Genomic DNA, 16422 nt, shown 5'->3' on the forward strand with positions numbered 1-16422 from the left:
AGGTTGAGGCGGGTCGACGACCGGCTCCTGTCCAGGCCAGCGTGGTGGCGGGGTTTGTCGTCCTCACAGACGGGCAGATATGGTCATGTGGTCATGAAACGGGGCATTTCGCCAGGGTTGGCGTCCTTTGTGGACAGTCGGCAGGCCGAGACCGCCCGGCTCAACCCCCGGCCTCGGAGGTAAATTCCCTCAAGGAGTCCTTCACGGACTTGCCGCGGGCGGACCGTCCAGATGCTCCCGCAACGCCGCCGACAGTGCGCGGAGTTTGAGGCCGAGGTGGAGGGTCAGCCGGTCGTCGCCGTTGTCCAGAGTCCGGCCGGTCACCTGCTCGATCCGCTTCAGCCGCTGGTAGAGCGTCGCCCGGTGGATCTTCAGGATCTCTGCCGTGCGGCGGATGTTGCCGCCGTGGTCGAAGAACGTCTCCAGGGTTTCCGCGAGCACGTGGTGGCCGTCCTCGCGCTCCAGCGCGGCGAGCGCGGGCACCTCGGCCGCGCCGGCGAGGTCGTCGGCGGAAAGCTTCAGCAGCAGGCCGTACGGTCCCAGTTCGTTCCAGTGCGCGACCTCGCCGACACTCGGCACGAGCAGCGCCGCGCGGGCGGCCAGCGACGCGTGCCGGTAGGACTCGGTGACCTCGTCCAGCCGCTCGACGGTTGTGCCGATGCCGAACACCGGGGCCGGTCCGGCGGGCGCGAGCCGGGCGAAGCGGGCGCGGATCCGGTCGGCCAGGGCAGCGAGGGACTGCCGCGCCGGCGGTTGGTGTTGCGCGAGCAGGATCCATGCCCGGGCGCGGTTCGCGGCCATCAGCGCGACGTCCGGCGACACCGCGCGCAGGCCGTCCTCCACCGCCGCTTCGAGCGCGACTTCCTGTGGCGGGGGAGTGGCCCCGCCGGTGCGGCAGTGCACCGCCACCACGGTGAACCGCACGGCCGCCTCGGGAAACAGCTCCTCGGAGCGAAGGTCTTCGACGGCCTGTGCCCGGATCAGCGGGTCCGGCGACACCAGTTCCCGCAGGATCGCCTCGTGCCGGGCCTGCGACCGCTGGTGCAGCAGCAGCCGCCGGTACAGGATCGTGCCCGCCCGTCGCGCTGCCTCGGCAGCCGCGGCGAACTCCTCCTCGCGGAACTCGCCGTCCTTGTCGATCAGCCACAGATAGCCGAGCAGCAGCCCCTCGCACCGCACCGGCGCGCACAGCCGCGGCAGCGCGCCCGCGGTCCCGGCGAGGTCGACGACGCCCGGCTCGGTCCAGCTCGCGATGCCCTGCGCGAAAATCGGATCGGAGATTTCCGCCGGGATCGAGCGGTTGAGCACCGAACTCACCCGCACCGGGTCCTCGTCGCCGAAGTGCCTGCTGGCGGCCAGCAGCCGGATCGCCGGATCGTCGATGGCGACCGACTGCTCCAGCCGCTCGGCGAGTTCGTCCACTATGGACTGCAGATCGTCGTCGGCCACTGCCGCTCCCTTCCCCGGGTGGTCTCCCGCCACGAAACCATCCAGGCGGCGGCGAAGCCAGTCGCGGCGGGCCCTGTGCGAGACTCGTTCGCGACCGAGGGGAGCTGACGGAATGGCACATCTTCACGTCGGCTGCGCGATGTGGACCCACAAAGCGTGGCCCGGGCGGTTCCTGCCGCAGTCGCTGCCGGCGAAAGAACGCCTGCGCGCCTACGCCGCCTGGTGCAACGCGGTCGAGGGCAACACCACCTTCTACGCGACTCCGTCCCGGAGCACCGTCGAGACGTGGGCGGAGCAGACCGGCCCCGATTTCCGGTTCGTGGTCAAGGTGCCCAAGGCCGTCACGCACGAGCGGCGCTTCGCCGGGGTCGAGACCGAGATGCGGGCGTTCCTGGACGCGATCGAACCCCTCGGCGAGCGGGCGGTCCTGTGGACGCAGCTGCCCGGCTCGTTCGGGCCCTCGGACGTCGAGGTGCTCGGCCGCTTCCTGCGCCGGCTCCCCGCCGACCGCCAGCGTGCGGTCGAGGTGCGGCACCCCGAGTTCTTCACCGACGCGCGCGCGACGTCGCTGCTGGAGGGAACGCTCTCCGGCGCGGACGCGGAGTGGGTGCCGTTCGACACCACCGTCTTCTTCCAAAGCCCGCCGACCAGCAAGGCCGAGCAGGACGCCTGGGCCAAGAAACCCCGGCTGCCCCGGCGGACTCGGGCGCTGACCGGACGGCCGGTCGTCCGGTACCTGGGCCGCGATTCGGTCGAGGAGACGGTGGCCGGCTGGCGGCCGTGGACGGCGGTGGTCGCGGAGTGGCTGCGCGAGGGCCGGACGCCGACGGTCTTCCTGCACACCCCGGACAACGACGAGGCCCCGGCGCTCGGCCGGCGGTTCCACGACGAGGTGCGGGCCCTGGTGCCCGGGCTCGAACCGCTCCCCGAACCGGAACCTGTCGAGCCCGCGACCCTCTTCTGACCCGCAAGTCCGTGAAGGACTCCTTGCGGGAAACAGATTCCCTCAAGGAGTCCTTCACGGACCGTGCACCAGGGACAGGACTCGCTCCACGGCCGGATCCCGTTGCCCGGCGCGGGTGGCGGCGACGACGGTCAGCGTCAGGTTGTCCGCGTCCTCGCCGGACCGCGGCGGGGTTTCGAGCGTCCGGAACTCCACCCCGGGCAGCGCCCCGGAAGGCACCTGTTCGGGCACCAGGCATACGCACGTCCCGGCGGCGACGTGGCTGATCAGGCCGGGCAGGCTGTCCGCGCGGGCGCCGTCGCGCGGGGCGAAACCGGCGGCGCGGCAGGCGGCGGCGACTTGTTCGGCGAGTCCGGCCAGCGCGCTCAGCGAGGGCAGCGCGAAGTTCTCCGCGGCTAGGTCGGCCAGTCGCAGGGAAGGGCGGTCCGCGAGCGGATGTCCGGCGGGCAGGGCGACGGCGAGCCGTTCGTCCGCGACCGTGCGGAGGTCGAGGCCGTCCGGGTCGGCGAGCGGGCCGCGCACGAAGGCGAGGTCGAGCCTGCCGGAGCGGACCATCGAGGCCAGTTCCACCGACGTGTTCTGGTGCAGGTGCAGGCGAAGCCCGGGAAACCGGTCCCGGGCCAGCCGGAGCACGCGCGGCAGGAACGTGTAGGAGATGCCGCTGATGAAGCCGAGGTGCAGCTCGCCCTCGGTGCCGTCGGCGATGCGCCGCGCGCGGCCGACAGCGGCCTCTTGAGCTTCGAGCAGGTGCCGCGCGTCGAGGGCGAACGCGGAGCCGGCCGCGGTCAGCCGCACGGCGCGGGTGCTGCGCTCCAGCAGCCGCACGCCGAGGGCGCGTTCGAGGCGCTGGATCGCCTGGCTCAGCGGCGGCTGGCTCATCGAAAGGCGTTCGGCGGCGCGTCCGAAGTGCTCCTCCTCGGCCAGCACGACGAACTGCTCCAGCAGGCGAGTCGTCAGATCCATATCCCACAGCATATGGATAACGGCCCAAGAAGTATTGGCGGCAGATGAATGACCTCGATTTGACTGGGGGACAGCCGAGGACAACAGGAGGTGCGAGGTGGACGGGACCCCCACTGGCCCGCTGACCGGGGTGCGGGTCGTCGAGCTGGCGACGGTGATCATGGGCCCGTACGCGGGCGCGCAGCTGGCCGACCTCGGCGCGGACGTCGTCAAGGTCGAGGCGCCGGGCGGCGACCCGACCCGGCACTTCGAACCGCGCCGGCACCCCGGGATGGCGGGCGCGGCGCTGAACTTCAACCGCAACAAGCGCAGCGTGTGCCTCGACCTCAAGACCCCGGCCGGACGGGACGCGCTGCTCGCGCTGCTGGCCACCGCGGACGCGTTCATCACCAACATCCGGCCCGGCGCGCTGCGCAGGCTCGGGCTGGGCTACGAGGACCTGGCCGCCGCCTACCCCCGGCTCGTCTACGCGAGCGCGCAGGGTTTCCGCAGCGATTCCGCGCTCGGCGGCAACGCCGCCTACGACGACATCCTCCAGGCCGCCTCCGGCCTGGTCTGGCTGAACGAGCAGGTCACCGGCGAGGCGTACTACGTGCCGACCGTGCTGGCGGACAAGGTGTGCGGCCTGTTCATCGTCCAGTCCGTGCTGGCCGCGCTGCGCCATCGCGACCGCACCGGCGAGGGCCAGCACGTCGAGGTGCCGATGGCCGACACCATGATCGCGTTCAACCTCGTCGAGCACCTCGCCGGCGCCTCGCTGGAACCGGCGGAGGCGCCCGGCTACGGCTACCCGCGCGTTCTGAGCAAACAGCGCCGCGCGTGCCGCACCGCCGACGGGTGGATGTGCATCCTGCCCTACAACGACCGGAACTGGCGCGATTTCTTCGCCCACACGGGCCGTCCCGAACTCTCGGCCGACCCGCGCTTCGCGACCATGCCGGCCCGCGTCGCGCACGCCGACGAGCTGTACGGCCAGGTCCGGGAACTCACGCCGCAGTTCACTTCCGCGCAGTGGCAGGAGTTCTGCGACCGCGTCAGCATCCCCGCGCATCCCGTGTACAGCCTGCAGGAAGCGGCCGAGAGCGAGTACGCGCGGGAAGGCGGTCTCGTCCGGACGGTCCAGCATCCGACCGAGGGCGCGTGCCGTCTCGTGGCCCCGCCGGTGCGCTACTCCCGCACCCCGCCCGGGATCTACCGGCAGTTCCCGCCGGTCGGCGCGGACACCGCGGAGGTGCTGGCCGAGGCGGGTTTCGACCCGGCCCGGCTCGGCTGACCAGTCCCGTCCCAGCGACAACGTCGTCGTCCCGAGGAGAACCCATGTCCGGACCTCTCGCCCCGCCCCGTCCGAGCGCCGGGCGGGCGTGGACCGTCACCGCGCTCGTGCTGCTGTTCCTGCTGATCAACTACGCGGACAAGACCGTGGTCGGGCTCGCCGCCGAGCCGATCATGAAGGATCTCGGCCTCGGCGAGGAGAAGTACGCCCTCGTCCAGTCCAGTTTCTATTTCCTGTTCAGCGTTTCCGGCATCGCCGTCGGGTTCGCCGCCGCCAAGCGCCGGACGACGCGGGTCATGGTCGTGCTCGCCCTGATCTGGGGGTTGACCGCGTTGCCGATGGCGGCCGGGCTCGGCTTCGGCGCGTTGCTCGCGTCGCGGATCACGCTCGGTGCGGCCGAAGGGCCCGCGGTGCCCGCCGCGACGCACACCGTCTACGGCTGGTTCCCGACGCGCGACCGGGCTCTTCCCAACGCGTTGGTCCACATTGGACCGACGCTCGGCGTCGTGGCGAGCGCGCCGTTGCTCAGCTGGATCATCGCGGATTTCGGCTACCGGACGGCGTTCGGCGTCCTGTTCGCGCTTTCGGTGGTGTGGGCGGGGGCGTGGCTGCTGTTCGCGAACGACGGCCCGTACGCGAAGTCCGCCGTGCCGTCCGTCCGCTCTAACCCGGTGCCGTACCGGGTGTTCTTCCGGTCCGGCACAGCGCTCGGCGCGGTCCTCGCCGGTTTCGTCGCCTTCTGGGCGACCACCACCGCCTTGGGTTTCCTGCCCCGTTACCTGGCTTCCGGCCTCGGGATCGGGCATCAGCAAGCGGGCACGCTCTCCGCGCTGCCGTCCTTGTTCGCGACCGTCGTGATCGTGGTGATGGGTGCCGTCGCCACGAGGTGCCGCCGTCGGGGAGTGAGCAGCCGCCGCGCGTACTGCCTGCCCGGGATGGCGCTGCTCGCCGTCTCCGGTGCCGCGATGATTCTCTTCCCGCACACGGGAAAGGTCGCGGCGCTCGTGCTGATCACGGTCGCATTCGGCCTGCCGAGCGCGTTCTATCCGATGGTGTGGCTGCTCATCGGCGAGCTGGTGCCGCCGGAACGCCGCCTCGCCGTGACCGCCGCGACGACCGCCGTCGCCACCTCGGCCGGAGTGTTCGCGCCGTTGGTGATGGGCGGCTTCCTGACCGCGGAAAACGGCTATGCGGCGGGGTTCGGAGTGTGCGGCGCGCTGTTGCTGGTCGGGGCGGTCGTGGGCACCGCGCTGATCAACCCGGAACGAGACCGGCGGCGGCTGCCCGCGTTCGCCCCGGTCGCGGAGAGCGTCGCATGACCGCCGGAATCGCCGCCTTCACTCTTGATTCGCCGCACAACCGCAATGCGTTGTCGGTCGGGCTGGCCAACGAACTCGCCGCGCACCTGGGCCGTGCCGCCGAGGACCCGTCCGTCCGGGCGGTGCTGCTCACGCACACCGGCGAGACGTTCTGTTCCGGCATCGATCTGGCCGAAGCCCGTGCGGGCACCGGCCTCTCCGCCTCGCAGTTGGCCAGCTTGCTGCGCACCGTCGTCGAGACGCCGAAACCGGTGGTCGCTCGCGTGACCGGTCACGTCCGGGCGGGCGGGCTCGGGTTGCTCGGCGCGTGCGACATCGTCGTCGCAGGCCCGGCCGCGAGCTTCGCGTTCACCGAGGTGCGCATCGGACTCGCTCCGGCGGTTTTGTCGACTACCGTGCTTCCTCGCCTCGATTCGCGGGCTGTGTCTCGGTACTACCTCACCGGGGAGCGGTTCGACAGCGCTGAGGCCGCCCGCATCGGGCTGATCACGCTCGCGGCCGACGACGTTGACGAGGCGCTCGAGCCGATTCTCGCCGGGCTGCGTTCTGCAGCGCCCGGTGCACTCGCCGCCGCCAAGCGCCTGACCACGATGGCTGCGCGGGAGTTCTTCGACGCCCACGCGGGCGAGTTGACCGCGCTCGCCGGGCGGCTTGGCGAGAGTGCCGAGGCGAGGGAAGGGATCGCGTCCTTTCTGGACCGCCGTTTCACCACCAAGAAGGAGTCCCTATGACCTCTACCCCCGGCCTCGACGTCCGCGTCGAGGACCACGTCGGCTGGCTTGTCTTGGACCGGCCGCAGCGGAAGAACGCCTTCACCGGCGAAATGCTGCGCGCCTGGGCCGAGGCGTACCGCGCTTTCCAGGACGACGACCAGGTACGCGCCGTTGTCGTCACCGGCACCGGCGACGCCTTCTGCGCGGGTGCCGACCTCGGCGACCTTGGCGAGAAGCGGACTCCGCTGGGCAGCCGGCGGCTGATGACCGAGCACGTGCACCCGGTGGCCAGAGCCGCTGAAGACCTCGCCAAACCGCTGATCGCCGCGGTCAACGGAGCGGCGGTCGGCGCGGGCATGGACATGGCCCTGATGTGCGACTACCGGATCGCCTCCGAACGCGCGCGGTTTTCCGAAGGGTACGTGCGGGTCGGCCTCGTCCCAGGCGACGGCGGCTGTCATTACCTGCCGCGGATCGTGGGCCGGTCGCGGGCGCTGCGGCTGCTGTGGACCGGCGAGTTCGTCGACGCGGACCAGGCGCTGGCCTGGGGGCTGGCGGACGAGATCTGCCCGCCTGACCAACTGGTGGCGCGGGCCCGGGAATTCGCCGGGACGCTGGCGTCGCAGCCGCCGGTCGCGGTCGGGTTGATCAAGCGCGCGGTGCAGGCGGGCGAGCATGCGGATCTGCGGACGTCCCTGGATCTGATCGCTTCGCACCAAGCTGTCGTTCAGGCGACCGCCGATTCCGCCGAGGCGCTCGCGGCGTTCGTCGGCAAGCGTCCGCCGCACTACACCGGAGAGTGAGCCAGATGACCGAAGACCTTCGTCGCCGGGTGCGAGATTTCCTCGCCGCCCACCCGTTCACCCCGCGCTGCGATTCCTGGGCGGGCTCCTACGACTTGAGCTTCAGCCGTGCACTCGGCGAGGCCGGGCTGCTGGCGGTTTCCTGGCCGAAGCGGCTCGGCGGCGGTGGCGGAACCGCCGTCGACCGGCTCGTCGTGACCGAGGAACTGCTGCGCGCCGGGGCGCCGCTGGCCGCGCACTGGGTGGGCGAACGACAGATCGGCCCGACCCTGCTCCGGCACGGAACCCCTGCGCTGCAAGAGGAATTCTGCCCGCCGCTGGCGCGCGCGGAGTACACCTTCGCGCTGGGCATGAGCGAACCGGACGCCGGTTCGGACCTGGCTTCGCTGCGCACATCGGCCGTCCGGGACGGCGACGGCTGGCGCATCACCGGTCGCAAGATCTGGACCAGCGGCGCGCACCGGGCCAGCCACCTGTACGTCTTGGCCCGCACGTCCCGCGAAGCCGACCGCCACGACGGGCTGACGGAGTTCGTCGTCGCCATGGACTCGCCGGGCATCACCGTCACGCCGATCCTGGACCTGCGCGGCGAGCACCACTTCAACGAGGTCGTCCTGGACGAGGTGCCGGTTCCGGGCCGATGGGCGATCGGCCGGGTCGGCGAGGGCTGGCGGCAGGTCGTCGGGCAGCTCGCGTTCGAACGGGGCGGCCCGGAGCGGTTCCTCTCGACCTATCCGCTGCTGTCGGCGGTGCTCGCGGCCGGACTCGCGGACGAGACCGCGCGGCGCGAGCTGCGCGCACTGGCCGCGCGGCTGCAGATCCTGCGCGCCTGGGTGCTGGAAACCGCACAGGTGCTCGACGCGGGCGGCTCCCCGGTCGTGCCCGCCGCGACGAGCAAGTACCTCGGCCACCAGTTCGAGCAGAGCGTCATCGAGTGGGCGCGGCCGCTCATGCCGCGAGCCGCCCCGGCCGTCCGCGCGCTCTACGACCAGGCGCTCGCCGCCTCGCCCGCCTCGGGCATCCGGGGCGGAGCCGCCCAAGTCATGCTGTCGATGATCGCTAGGGACAACTGATGACCGTACCCACTCTGGAAGCCGACCTGGACGCCTCGGTCAGCGAGGTGATCGCGGGCTGGGAACGGCCCGGCGACCTGCGCGAGCACTGGCGGACCGCCGCCGGGCTCGGCTGGACTACCATCCTGGACGACCTCCGTCCCGACACGCCGGACCTGGTGGACGCTGCTTGCGGGGCGGTGACGGCTCTCGGCCGCGGCGGGTTCGCGCTCCCGCTTCGCCAGACGCTGGTCGCCCGCGTCGCGGGAGGTCCTTCGTCCACAGTGGACGCTATCCTCGTGCACCCGGCCGCACAGGGAATCTGGGCGCCGATCGCGGACGGCAGCGCACCCGCCGAAGCCGGACGGGACTTCGCGGACCGGCCGTATGCTCTGGTATCGCCGACGGAGATCCCGTTGCGGCTCACCGCGTTGTCCGAAATCCTGCGGTTCCAGGAGATGCTCGGCGCGGCCCAGGGCGCGGTCGCCGAGGCCCGCCGCTACGTCGCTGAGCGCGTCCAGTTCGGGAAGCCGTTGACCGCCATTCCGGCGGTGCGGACCATGCTGGGACAGCTGAAAGTCGATGTCCGGCAACTGGAAACGATCACCCGCGAGGCCAGGAACCGTCTCTTTGGCGGCGACGACGCGCTCGCCTTCGCACTGGCCACCGCCCGCGAGGTGGCCGCGACGGTGGTCCCCGGGATCGCCCAAACCGCGCACCAGCTGCACGGCGCGATGGGCGTGACCTACGAGGCCGCGCTGCACTGGCGGACCAGGCTGCTGTGGGCGGACTGCGACGAGGGCGCGCGGTGGGGCGACGACGGCGCGGACGCGGTGCCGCTGGACGAGGCTGCCTTGTGGTCGCTGACCGCTCCGGGAGCGTGCTAATCTCGCGACATGCTCATCGAGGTGGACAGAAGCTAGCCGCCGGGTTTCGGCGGCGTACCGGCCGACGAATGCCCTGGCTTTCGCTTTTCTCCCACCGCTTTCCCCTTTCGCGCGCGAAAGGGGACGATGACTTCCAGGAGCATTCATGACGCAGGACTTGCCGCGTCCCCCGTTCGACCCGGAACTCGCCGAAGCACTGTCGACCCTCGACGGCCGGGTACCGCTCGGCATGACGGCCGACCAGCTGGAGCGGTACCGGAAGCTGCCTTTCCCGAGTATCGAAGAACAAATCGGCGACCGTCCGGTCCACTGTGCACACCACACGATCGCTGGTTACGGAGGCGCGGAGATCGAGGTCTCGGTCCTTTCGCACCGGGACCACGAGACGCCGGGCCCCGGGATCTACCACCTCCACGGCGGCGGAATGGTCATGGGAGACCGGTTCGCCGCCGCGGGCCCGCTGATCGACTGGGTCCTGAAGCACGACGCGGTCGCCGTCACCGCCGAGTTCCGGCTGGCGCCGGAACATCCGGATCCCGTGCCGGTCGAGGACTGCTACGCGGGCCTGCGGTGGATGGCCGCCAACGCCGGCGCCCTGCGGTTCGACCCCGCTCGCCTGGTGCTGTTCGGCGGCAGCGGCGGGGGAGGCCTCGCCGCCGGAACCGCGTTGCTGGCCCGCGACCGCGGCGGCCCGGCGCTGCTCGGACTGCTGCTGCAGTGCCCGATGATCGACGATCGCGACGAAACGGTGTCGTCGCGCCAGTACGACGGCGTCGGAGTCTGGGACCGGACCAGCAACCGCACGGCCTGGACGGCAGTCCTCGGCGACCGCCGGGGAACCGCCGACGTCTCGCCCTACGCGGCGGCGGCGCGGGCGACGGACCTGAGCGGGCTGCCGCCGACCTTCGTCGACGTCGGCGCGGCGGAGGTGTTCCGGGACGAGGACGTCGCGTTCGCGAGCGCGATCTGGGCCGCGGGCGGCGAGGCCGAACTGCACGTGTGGGGCGGGGCGTTCCACGGGTTCTACGACCTGGCACCGGGATCGGCGCTGGCCGAGGCTTGCGTGGCGGCCCGGGAGGCTTGGCTTCAGCGGCTGCTGGACCGGGCCGTGCGGCAACGGCCGGTCATTAGCGAACCTGATCGCGAACAATAAAAACCCCAGCAACTCGCGACAGTTTACCTGCGCCACTTGGCCCAATTCCCTGCCGAACCCTTTCGTCATTCCGCCTTTGCCCGGTGAAATCGACGCCGTCGGTTTCACCGGGCAAAGGGGACAAGCCGTGCTGATGGTCATGCTGAGTTCGACTGTGCTCGCCGCCGGAGTTCTGTCAGTGTCGACCGCCACCCCGGTTCCGTGCAGCGAAGCCAGCCTCACCGCCGCTATCAAGGCCGCCAACGCGCATCCAGGCACTTCGCTCGACCTCGCCGAAAGCTGCACCTACCAGCTCACCACCGCACTTCCCGCGATTACCGCGCCAACGACGGTCAACGGCCGTCACGCCACCCTTTCCCGCTCCCTGACCGCCGCGCCATTCCGGATTCTGCGCACCGAGGCGGCCGGAGTGTCGATCTCCGATCTTTCCGTAACCGGCGGGCACACCGGACCGGGAGAAGACGGCGGCGGCATTCTCAATACCGGCGCACTGGCCCTGACCCGCGTGACGGTCACCGGCAATTCCACCGGAGACGGTCCGCCCGGTACCGACGGCGGCTCCGGGGGCGGGGTGTTCAGCCAGGGCGGCACGGTGTCGATCACCGACAGCACGGTCAGCGGCAACGTCACCGGCAGCGGCGGTCCCTGGGCCAGGGTCGGCACGGGCGGTTTCCCCGGCTCCGGCGGCAATGGCGGGGGAATCGCGGTCCGCCAAGGCACCTTGACGGTCAAGCACACCGACGTCAGCGGTAACCGGACCGGCCGCGGCGGGGACAGCACGGCGGCCCCGGGCACCGAAGGGGACAACTGGGCGCACGGCGGCGACGGCGGCGGGATCTGGAGCACCCGCAGCACGACGGTCCTCGACAGCACCGTGTGCCGCAACACTGCGGGCGACGGCGGGGTCGGCGGGCCGGTCGGCGGCTCTCCGAGCGGATCCGCTGGTCATGGCGGTCCGGGCGGAAGCGGCGGCGGCGCATACGTCGCGGGCGACACCACGTTCGCCACCAGCACGGTGTGCCGCAACAGTTCCGGCGGCGCGGGCGCGGGCGGCTCCGGCACCACTCGCGGCTACGACGGAAACGCCGGCAACGGCGGCGGGATCTGGACCGGCGCGGGCGCGACGGCCCTCAACGGCACCGAGATCGCCGACAACCGCACCGGCTCGCCCGGGACCGTCCGGCCGGGGACCCCCGGATCGGGCGGCGGGGTCTACGACCACATCGGCGAACTGACCGTCACCGGCGGCCTGATCACCCGCAACGTCAGCGGGCAGGACGGCGGCGGCGTCGGGCTGCACAGCATGCGGAAGCGCCCGCCCGCGCACTTCCGGATCACCGGGGTCCGGATCGCCGACAACGTCGCGGGCGGCAACGGCGGCGGCCTCGCGGTGTCCAGCGTCCAGGACACGGTGGCGCACACCCTGGCCGACAGCGTCATCACCGGGAACACGGCGGCCAGCGGCGGCGGGCTGCATCTCGGCTCCGGCAACACGGTGACGCTGGACCACGACACCATCTCCGGCAACCATCCCGACGACTGTGTTCCGCCCGGCTGCCAAGGCGGATAATCGGCCCGATCAAGCGGCGGATGGAGCACACTGTCCCGGTGAGCGACATCGCGTTGTATCACCCGTACATCCACTTCCGCGACGAGACGTGGTTGAAGGCCGCCGCCCTGCACTGGCCGAAGATCGCGCGGTTGCTCCCGGCCGCCTCCCCGTACTTCCAGGAGACTTCGGAAACCGAGCAGGCGCTGCGGGACAGCACGGACTTCATCGTCGACATCGATCCCGGGCTGTACCGCGGCGGGTACCAGCGCATCGACGACCTGATGTACCGGTTCCTCGACGCCCACCTCGACGAACTGCTGCCCCGCTACGGCCTGCGCGCGGCGGGGATCGAACTCCCGCCGGACGGGCAGGTGACCGCCGAGCCGATCGAGCCAAGGGACCTGCACCCGAAGCTGACGAAGGTCGCGCCGTCCAAGATGTCCTGGGACCTGACCCGCCGGCTTCGCGACGCGGGGCTGCTCGTCGTGTACGAGTACGTCTGGCGCCGACCGAGCGACGGCCAGGAGCAGGCCGCCGCCGTGATGGCCATGCACCGCACCCTTTCGGCGGTCTACCTGGCCGTGCTCGCCGGAGACATCGCCGAGCGGAACCGGATGGCCACCGTGACCGACCGGCCGGCCGCTCAGGTCGCGGTCACCGGCTGGACCATCGACGCGCTGGCGGAGGTGCTGCTCGACGACAGCCCGGAGCCGCCGCGGGACGATCTCGACGTCGAACAGGCCTTCACCATCCTGGCCCTGGCGACCGTGCTCCCGGGCGGGCTGGAGCACGTGCCGGTGTCCCGCGTCGTCGAGGCCCGCGAGCGGCTCCTCCCGGAACTGATCGCGTACCGGGAATTCCTCGACTCGCTGTCCGAGACCTTCGCCGAAGTCGCCGCCGCGCCGGATCCGGAAGTCCGGGCGGCTCGCCTGAGTTCGCTGGTCGAAGCGGAGGTGAACCGGCGGACCGCGGCCACCGAACGGGAGATCCGCCGCTTGGGCCTGCAACCGGTTCGCGCGGTGCTCAGCGCGCAGACGCTTACCCCGCCGGCATTGCTCGCGTCTCTGCTGACGGCGGCGGGGGTGCCCGGCTCGATCACGGTCGCCGGCGCCGCGGCCGGGTGTTTCGTTGGGGCGGCTGCCCGGGCGTTTTCGCAGCGGGGGAAGCTCGTGGAGGGCCATCCGACGGGGTATCTGCTGGGGCTGAAGCGGGAACTGACGCCGGGGGAGGCGGTGGCGGGCGCCCGGCGGGCGTTTCGCCGGGTGAGCGACCGGATCCGCTGACGAAGCTACCCGGCCGGGACGAACGTGATCAGCCGCTGATGGGGATCGTCCACCACCTGCAGCACCACCTGGTCCACCGTCTCCTCGGTCCCGTCCGGCAGCCGGAGCCGGATCCGGAGGCAGGTGTGCGGCCGCACGACGTCGTTGCGTTCCCACAGGGTCGCGAACTCGGGGTTCGTGCGGAGCAGGTCGTCGAGCCAGTCTCCGCCGGGCGCGCCCGGGGTGCTTGCGCGCACGATGCCGATCACCGTGCGCCGCATGGCTTCCAGGTCCGGGAAACGGCTCTGCAGCACGGGATCGGCGAACAGCAGCTGCACGTACCGGCGCCGCTGCGGCGGGACCGCGCCGAAGTCGGTCAGCAGCCGGGCGGCGGCGGGGTTCCAGGCCAGGACCAAGGTGGCCGGTCCGACCAGGACCGCGGGCACCTCGCCCATCCGGTCGACGAGGCGGCGCAGCGGATCGCTCGGCTCGGGGTGCTCCGGAGGGGCGTCGGGGGCGGCGAGGAGATCCAGCGCGTAGCGGGTCTGGTCGGCGTCGAGCCCGAGCGCGGCGGCGACGCGGCGGACCACGTCGGTGCTCGGCAGGACGCGGCCCTGCTCGATCCTCGTGTAGTACTCGTCGCTGATGAAGGCCCGCGCCGCCACCTCGCCGCGCCGGAGGCCGGGCACCTGGCGGCGTCCCGGGTCCGCGCCGGCGGGCGGCGGGACCTCGTCGCGACGGGCGTGCAGGAAGGCGCCGAGCTGCGTGAGCCGGGGGTCGCGCGCCATCAGCGCGGGCTCCGGGGGAGGGGGATCGGATCCTTCCCTCCCGCGCCCGGAACCGGCGCGGGACGGTGGAGGCATGACCGATCACGAACGCATCGACGTCCACACCCACCTGGTCCCTCCGTTCTGGGGCGAGGCTCTCGCACAGCACGGCGGCGACCCGTCGGGCTGGACGCTGCCGCCGTGGACGCCGGACGACCACCTGAAGTTCATGGACGCCAACGGCATCGTCACGAGCGTACTGTCGCTGACCGCGCCCGGCGTGGCGGGCTGGCAGGGCGCGGCGCGCCGGGAGATGGCGCGCCGGATCAACGAGTACACCGCCGAACTGGTGCGGGAACGGCCGGACCGGTTCGGGAACTTCGCGACCCTCCCGCTGCCTGACGTCGAAGGCGCGGTCGCCGAAGTCGACTACGCCTTCGATCAGCTGCGCGCCGACGGCGTGGTGCTGCTCTCGAACTACGACGGCGTCTACCTGGGCGACGACCGCTACACCCTGCTGTGGGAGACGCTGGACCGCCGTCGCGCGGTGGTGTTCATCCACCCCGCGCACCCGCTTCTCCCGCTGCTGCCGGACGTGCCGGGACCGCTGGTCGATTATCCCTTCGACACCACCCGCAACGCGGTGCACATGGTGATCCACGGGATCACCGAACGGTACCCGAACGTGCGCATCATCCTTTCGCACGCGGGCGGTTTCGTGCCCTACGCGGCACTGCGGTTCTGCCAGGTGCAGGCGGCGCTGGAGCCTGCCGGACCCACTGCGGACGAACTGCTGGCCCGGTTCCGCAGTTTCTACTGGGACACGGCGTTGTCGTCCGGGGAGTACGCCTTCGGTGCGCTCGCCCGGTTCGCCGACCCGGCGCGGATCCTGTACGGCAGCGATTTCCCTTACGCGCCAGCACAAGTGGGCACCCGGTTCACCGAGATCCTCGACACCGAAAGCGGACTCACTCACGAACAGAGCCGTGCTATCGACTCCGGCAATGCCAGCGCGCTTTTCCCGCGCCTGAAAATCGCTGGCTAGGGCAGCGGCGAGTACTCCGCCGCGTCGCCTGCTCGCGCGGTGCTGCGCACCCCGTCCACGCTGACCGGCACGTCCCCGGCGACGGTCACCCGGTGCAGGCGGCGCGGAAGCTCGTCGTAATCGGCGACGCCGTAATGCTGGGTGGCCCGGTTGTCCCAGATCGCGAGGTCGCCGGGAGCCCATTGCCAGCGCACGGTGTTCTCCAGCCGGGTGACGCGCGACTGGAGCAGTTCGAAAATCGCCGCCGATTCGGTGCTCGGCAACCCGACCAGGCGTTTGACGAAATGCCCGAGAAGCAGCACGCGTTCGCCGGTCTCCGGGTGGACCCGGACCACCGGATGTTCCGTTTCGTATACCTCGGACCGGAATTCGTCGCGATAGGACTGTTCTTTCACGTCGACCCCGCCGACGCGGTATTCGTCGGCGCGGCCGGCGTAGTCGTGCGCGTTGGTGTGCACCGCCCAGAGCCGGTCCGCCAGCGCCTGCAGCGACGGGGGCAGCTTGGCGTACGCGGCCGCGGTGTTCGCCCACGTCGTGCTGCCGCCGTAGGCGGGGATGGTGACGGCGCGCAGCAGGCTGATCGCCGGGATCCGGTCGACGAACGTGACGTCGGAATGCCAGCTGTTGGCCTTTCCGTGCTGGGCGTCGATCGGCAGGATGTTCCCCAGCCCGGTGCTGCGGACGGTCGGATGCGGCTGGGTGAGCCCGCCGAGCCGCCGCGCGAACGCCTGCTGCCCCTCGTCGTCGAGGTGGTGCTGCTCGCGGAAGAAGATCACCTTGTGCGCCAGCAGGGCTTCGCGGATCTGCGCGACGGTCTCGGCGGGCAGGTCCCCGCCGAGCCGGACTCCGTCGATCCGGGCGCCGATGTGGGCGCCGGTCTGGTGCACGGCGATGCGCGTGGGCTGGACTGTGTCCGTGAGGGTCATCGGTTGCTCCCGTTCGGTGTGCTCGGCTGGTTTCCAGACTGGGCGCCCGCGAACCCGCGGGGCAAGATTGCGTTCACGGTGAACCAAATTCGTCCCAGATTCCGGGCAGCGGGCCGGAGTCCGGGATGTGGGACGTCGTTGCCCGGCGCATTTCCCGCTGACAGCCTGATCCGCATGTCCCCGGACCCGGCCCTGACCGCCCGCCTGCACGTCGATCTCCGGCGTCAGGCCAGCGCGGTCTGTTCCGGTTCCCGCTGATCTTCCCCGGCGGGCGAAACGCGTCCGCCGTCCTCC

16 protein-coding genes are annotated in these 16422 nt (G+C 71.4%); 12 read left to right on the forward strand and 4 right to left on the reverse strand.

The genetic code is table 11. The features are described from left to right. Positions 1-201: 201 nt before the first annotated feature. On the reverse strand, positions 202-1449 hold the full coding sequence (locus RPX00_RS33000; RefSeq protein ID WP_406631259.1) for a PucR family transcriptional regulator: 1248 nt from the start codon (positions 1447-1449) through the stop codon (positions 202-204). 139 nt (positions 1450-1588) lie between these two features. On the opposite strand from RPX00_RS33000, the gene RPX00_RS33005 reads away from it, so the two are divergent. Next, positions 1589-2413: a DUF72 domain-containing protein gene (locus RPX00_RS33005; protein ID WP_406643172.1), complete on the forward strand. Its 825-nt coding sequence runs from the start codon at positions 1589-1591 to the stop codon at positions 2411-2413. 54 nt (positions 2414-2467) lie between these two features. Here the strand turns inward: RPX00_RS33005 and RPX00_RS33010 are convergent, their stop codons facing one another. Then, positions 2468-3376 carry a LysR substrate-binding domain-containing protein gene (locus RPX00_RS33010; protein WP_406631260.1) on the reverse strand — a complete coding sequence of 303 codons (909 nt, stop codon included), beginning with the start codon at positions 3374-3376 and terminating at the stop codon, positions 2468-2470. A 97-nt stretch (positions 3377-3473) separates the two neighbouring features. On the opposite strand from RPX00_RS33010, the gene RPX00_RS33015 reads away from it, so the two are divergent. The 9 genes from RPX00_RS33015 (at position 3474) to RPX00_RS33055 (ending at position 13411) form a co-directional block, all read left to right on the forward strand. Continuing rightward, positions 3474-4649 (forward strand): CaiB/BaiF CoA transferase family protein, encoded by a 1176-nt coding sequence (locus RPX00_RS33015; RefSeq protein WP_406631261.1) that lies wholly within the window; start codon positions 3474-3476, stop codon positions 4647-4649. 44 nt (positions 4650-4693) lie between these two features. Further along, a complete protein-coding gene (locus RPX00_RS33020; RefSeq protein WP_406631262.1) occupies positions 4694-5968 on the forward strand; it encodes an MFS transporter in 1275 nt (424 codons plus the stop codon). Continuing rightward, entirely contained in the window at positions 5965-6699 is a 735-nt protein-coding gene (locus RPX00_RS33025; RefSeq protein WP_406631263.1) for an enoyl-CoA hydratase family protein, read from the forward strand. Before RPX00_RS33020 ends, RPX00_RS33025 begins: the two co-directional genes overlap by 4 nt. Beyond that, positions 6696-7484 carry an enoyl-CoA hydratase/isomerase family protein gene (locus tag RPX00_RS33030; protein WP_406631264.1) on the forward strand — a complete coding sequence of 263 codons (789 nt, stop codon included), beginning with the start codon at positions 6696-6698 and terminating at the stop codon, positions 7482-7484. Before RPX00_RS33025 ends, RPX00_RS33030 begins: the two co-directional genes overlap by 4 nt. Positions 7485-7489: 5 nt before the next feature. Continuing rightward, positions 7490-8557 carry an acyl-CoA dehydrogenase family protein gene (locus RPX00_RS33035; protein ID WP_406631265.1) on the forward strand — a complete coding sequence of 356 codons (1068 nt, stop codon included), beginning with the start codon at positions 7490-7492 and terminating at the stop codon, positions 8555-8557. After that, on the forward strand, positions 8557-9423 hold the full coding sequence (locus RPX00_RS33040; RefSeq protein ID WP_406631266.1) for an acyl-CoA dehydrogenase family protein: 867 nt from the start codon (positions 8557-8559) through the stop codon (positions 9421-9423). Before RPX00_RS33035 ends, RPX00_RS33040 begins: the two co-directional genes overlap by 1 nt. 145 nt (positions 9424-9568) lie before the next feature. Then, a complete protein-coding gene (locus tag RPX00_RS33045; protein ID WP_406631267.1) occupies positions 9569-10576 on the forward strand; it encodes an alpha/beta hydrolase in 1008 nt (335 codons plus the stop codon). A 127-nt stretch (positions 10577-10703) separates the two neighbouring features. After that, entirely contained in the window at positions 10704-12146 is a 1443-nt protein-coding gene (locus RPX00_RS33050; RefSeq protein ID WP_406631268.1) for a hypothetical protein, read from the forward strand. Between the two features lie 38 nt (positions 12147-12184). Further along, positions 12185-13411 carry a DUF6236 family protein gene (locus RPX00_RS33055; protein ID WP_406631269.1) on the forward strand — a complete coding sequence of 409 codons (1227 nt, stop codon included), beginning with the start codon at positions 12185-12187 and terminating at the stop codon, positions 13409-13411. Between the two features lie 5 nt (positions 13412-13416). On the opposite strand, the gene RPX00_RS33060 is transcribed toward RPX00_RS33055, so the two are convergent. Beyond that, positions 13417-14178 carry a helix-turn-helix domain-containing protein gene (locus RPX00_RS33060; RefSeq protein WP_406631270.1) on the reverse strand — a complete coding sequence of 254 codons (762 nt, stop codon included), beginning with the start codon at positions 14176-14178 and terminating at the stop codon, positions 13417-13419. A gap of 73 nt (positions 14179-14251) precedes the next feature. On the opposite strand from RPX00_RS33060, the gene RPX00_RS33065 reads away from it, so the two are divergent. Further along, positions 14252-15202, forward strand: coding sequence for an amidohydrolase family protein (locus RPX00_RS33065; RefSeq protein WP_406631271.1), 951 nt, complete (start codon positions 14252-14254; stop codon positions 15200-15202). Here the strand turns inward: RPX00_RS33065 and RPX00_RS33070 are convergent. After that, entirely contained in the window at positions 15199-16128 is a 930-nt protein-coding gene (locus RPX00_RS33070) for a TauD/TfdA dioxygenase family protein (RefSeq protein WP_406631272.1), read from the reverse strand. The two genes, RPX00_RS33065 and RPX00_RS33070, sit on opposite strands and share 4 nt — an antisense overlap. A gap of 174 nt (positions 16129-16302) precedes the next feature. On the opposite strand from RPX00_RS33070, the gene RPX00_RS33075 reads away from it, so the two are divergent. Continuing rightward, positions 16303-16386: a putative leader peptide gene (locus RPX00_RS33075; protein ID WP_378303159.1), complete on the forward strand. Its 84-nt coding sequence runs from the start codon at positions 16303-16305 to the stop codon at positions 16384-16386. Positions 16387-16422 lie beyond the last annotated feature (36 nt).

Source organism: Amycolatopsis sp. WGS_07 (genome assembly GCF_045278895.1).
Classification (GTDB): domain Bacteria; phylum Actinomycetota; class Actinomycetes; order Mycobacteriales; family Pseudonocardiaceae; genus Amycolatopsis.

Coding starts and splice junctions, on each gene's coding strand:
- RPX00_RS33040 (WP_406631266.1), top strand. CDS start 8,557: ATGACCGTACCCACTCTGGAAGCCGACCTGGACGCCTCGGTCAGCGAG.
- RPX00_RS33010 (WP_406631260.1), bottom strand. CDS start 3,376: ATGGATCTGACGACTCGCCTGCTGGAGCAGTTCGTCGTGCTGGCCGAG.
- RPX00_RS33075 (WP_378303159.1), top strand. CDS start 16,303: ATGTCCCCGGACCCGGCCCTGACCGCCCGCCTGCACGTCGATCTCCGG.
- RPX00_RS33060 (WP_406631270.1), bottom strand. CDS start 14,178: ATGGCGCGCGACCCCCGGCTCACGCAGCTCGGCGCCTTCCTGCACGCC.
- RPX00_RS33045 (WP_406631267.1), top strand. CDS start 9,569: ATGACGCAGGACTTGCCGCGTCCCCCGTTCGACCCGGAACTCGCCGAA.
- RPX00_RS33030 (WP_406631264.1), top strand. CDS start 6,696: ATGACCTCTACCCCCGGCCTCGACGTCCGCGTCGAGGACCACGTCGGC.
- RPX00_RS33020 (WP_406631262.1), top strand. CDS start 4,694: ATGTCCGGACCTCTCGCCCCGCCCCGTCCGAGCGCCGGGCGGGCGTGG.
- RPX00_RS33025 (WP_406631263.1), top strand. CDS start 5,965: ATGACCGCCGGAATCGCCGCCTTCACTCTTGATTCGCCGCACAACCGC.
- RPX00_RS33035 (WP_406631265.1), top strand. CDS start 7,490: ATGACCGAAGACCTTCGTCGCCGGGTGCGAGATTTCCTCGCCGCCCAC.
- RPX00_RS33005 (WP_406643172.1), top strand. CDS start 1,589: ATGTGGACCCACAAAGCGTGGCCCGGGCGGTTCCTGCCGCAGTCGCTG.
- RPX00_RS33070 (WP_406631272.1), bottom strand. CDS start 16,128: ATGACCCTCACGGACACAGTCCAGCCCACGCGCATCGCCGTGCACCAG.
- RPX00_RS33065 (WP_406631271.1), top strand. CDS start 14,252: ATGACCGATCACGAACGCATCGACGTCCACACCCACCTGGTCCCTCCG.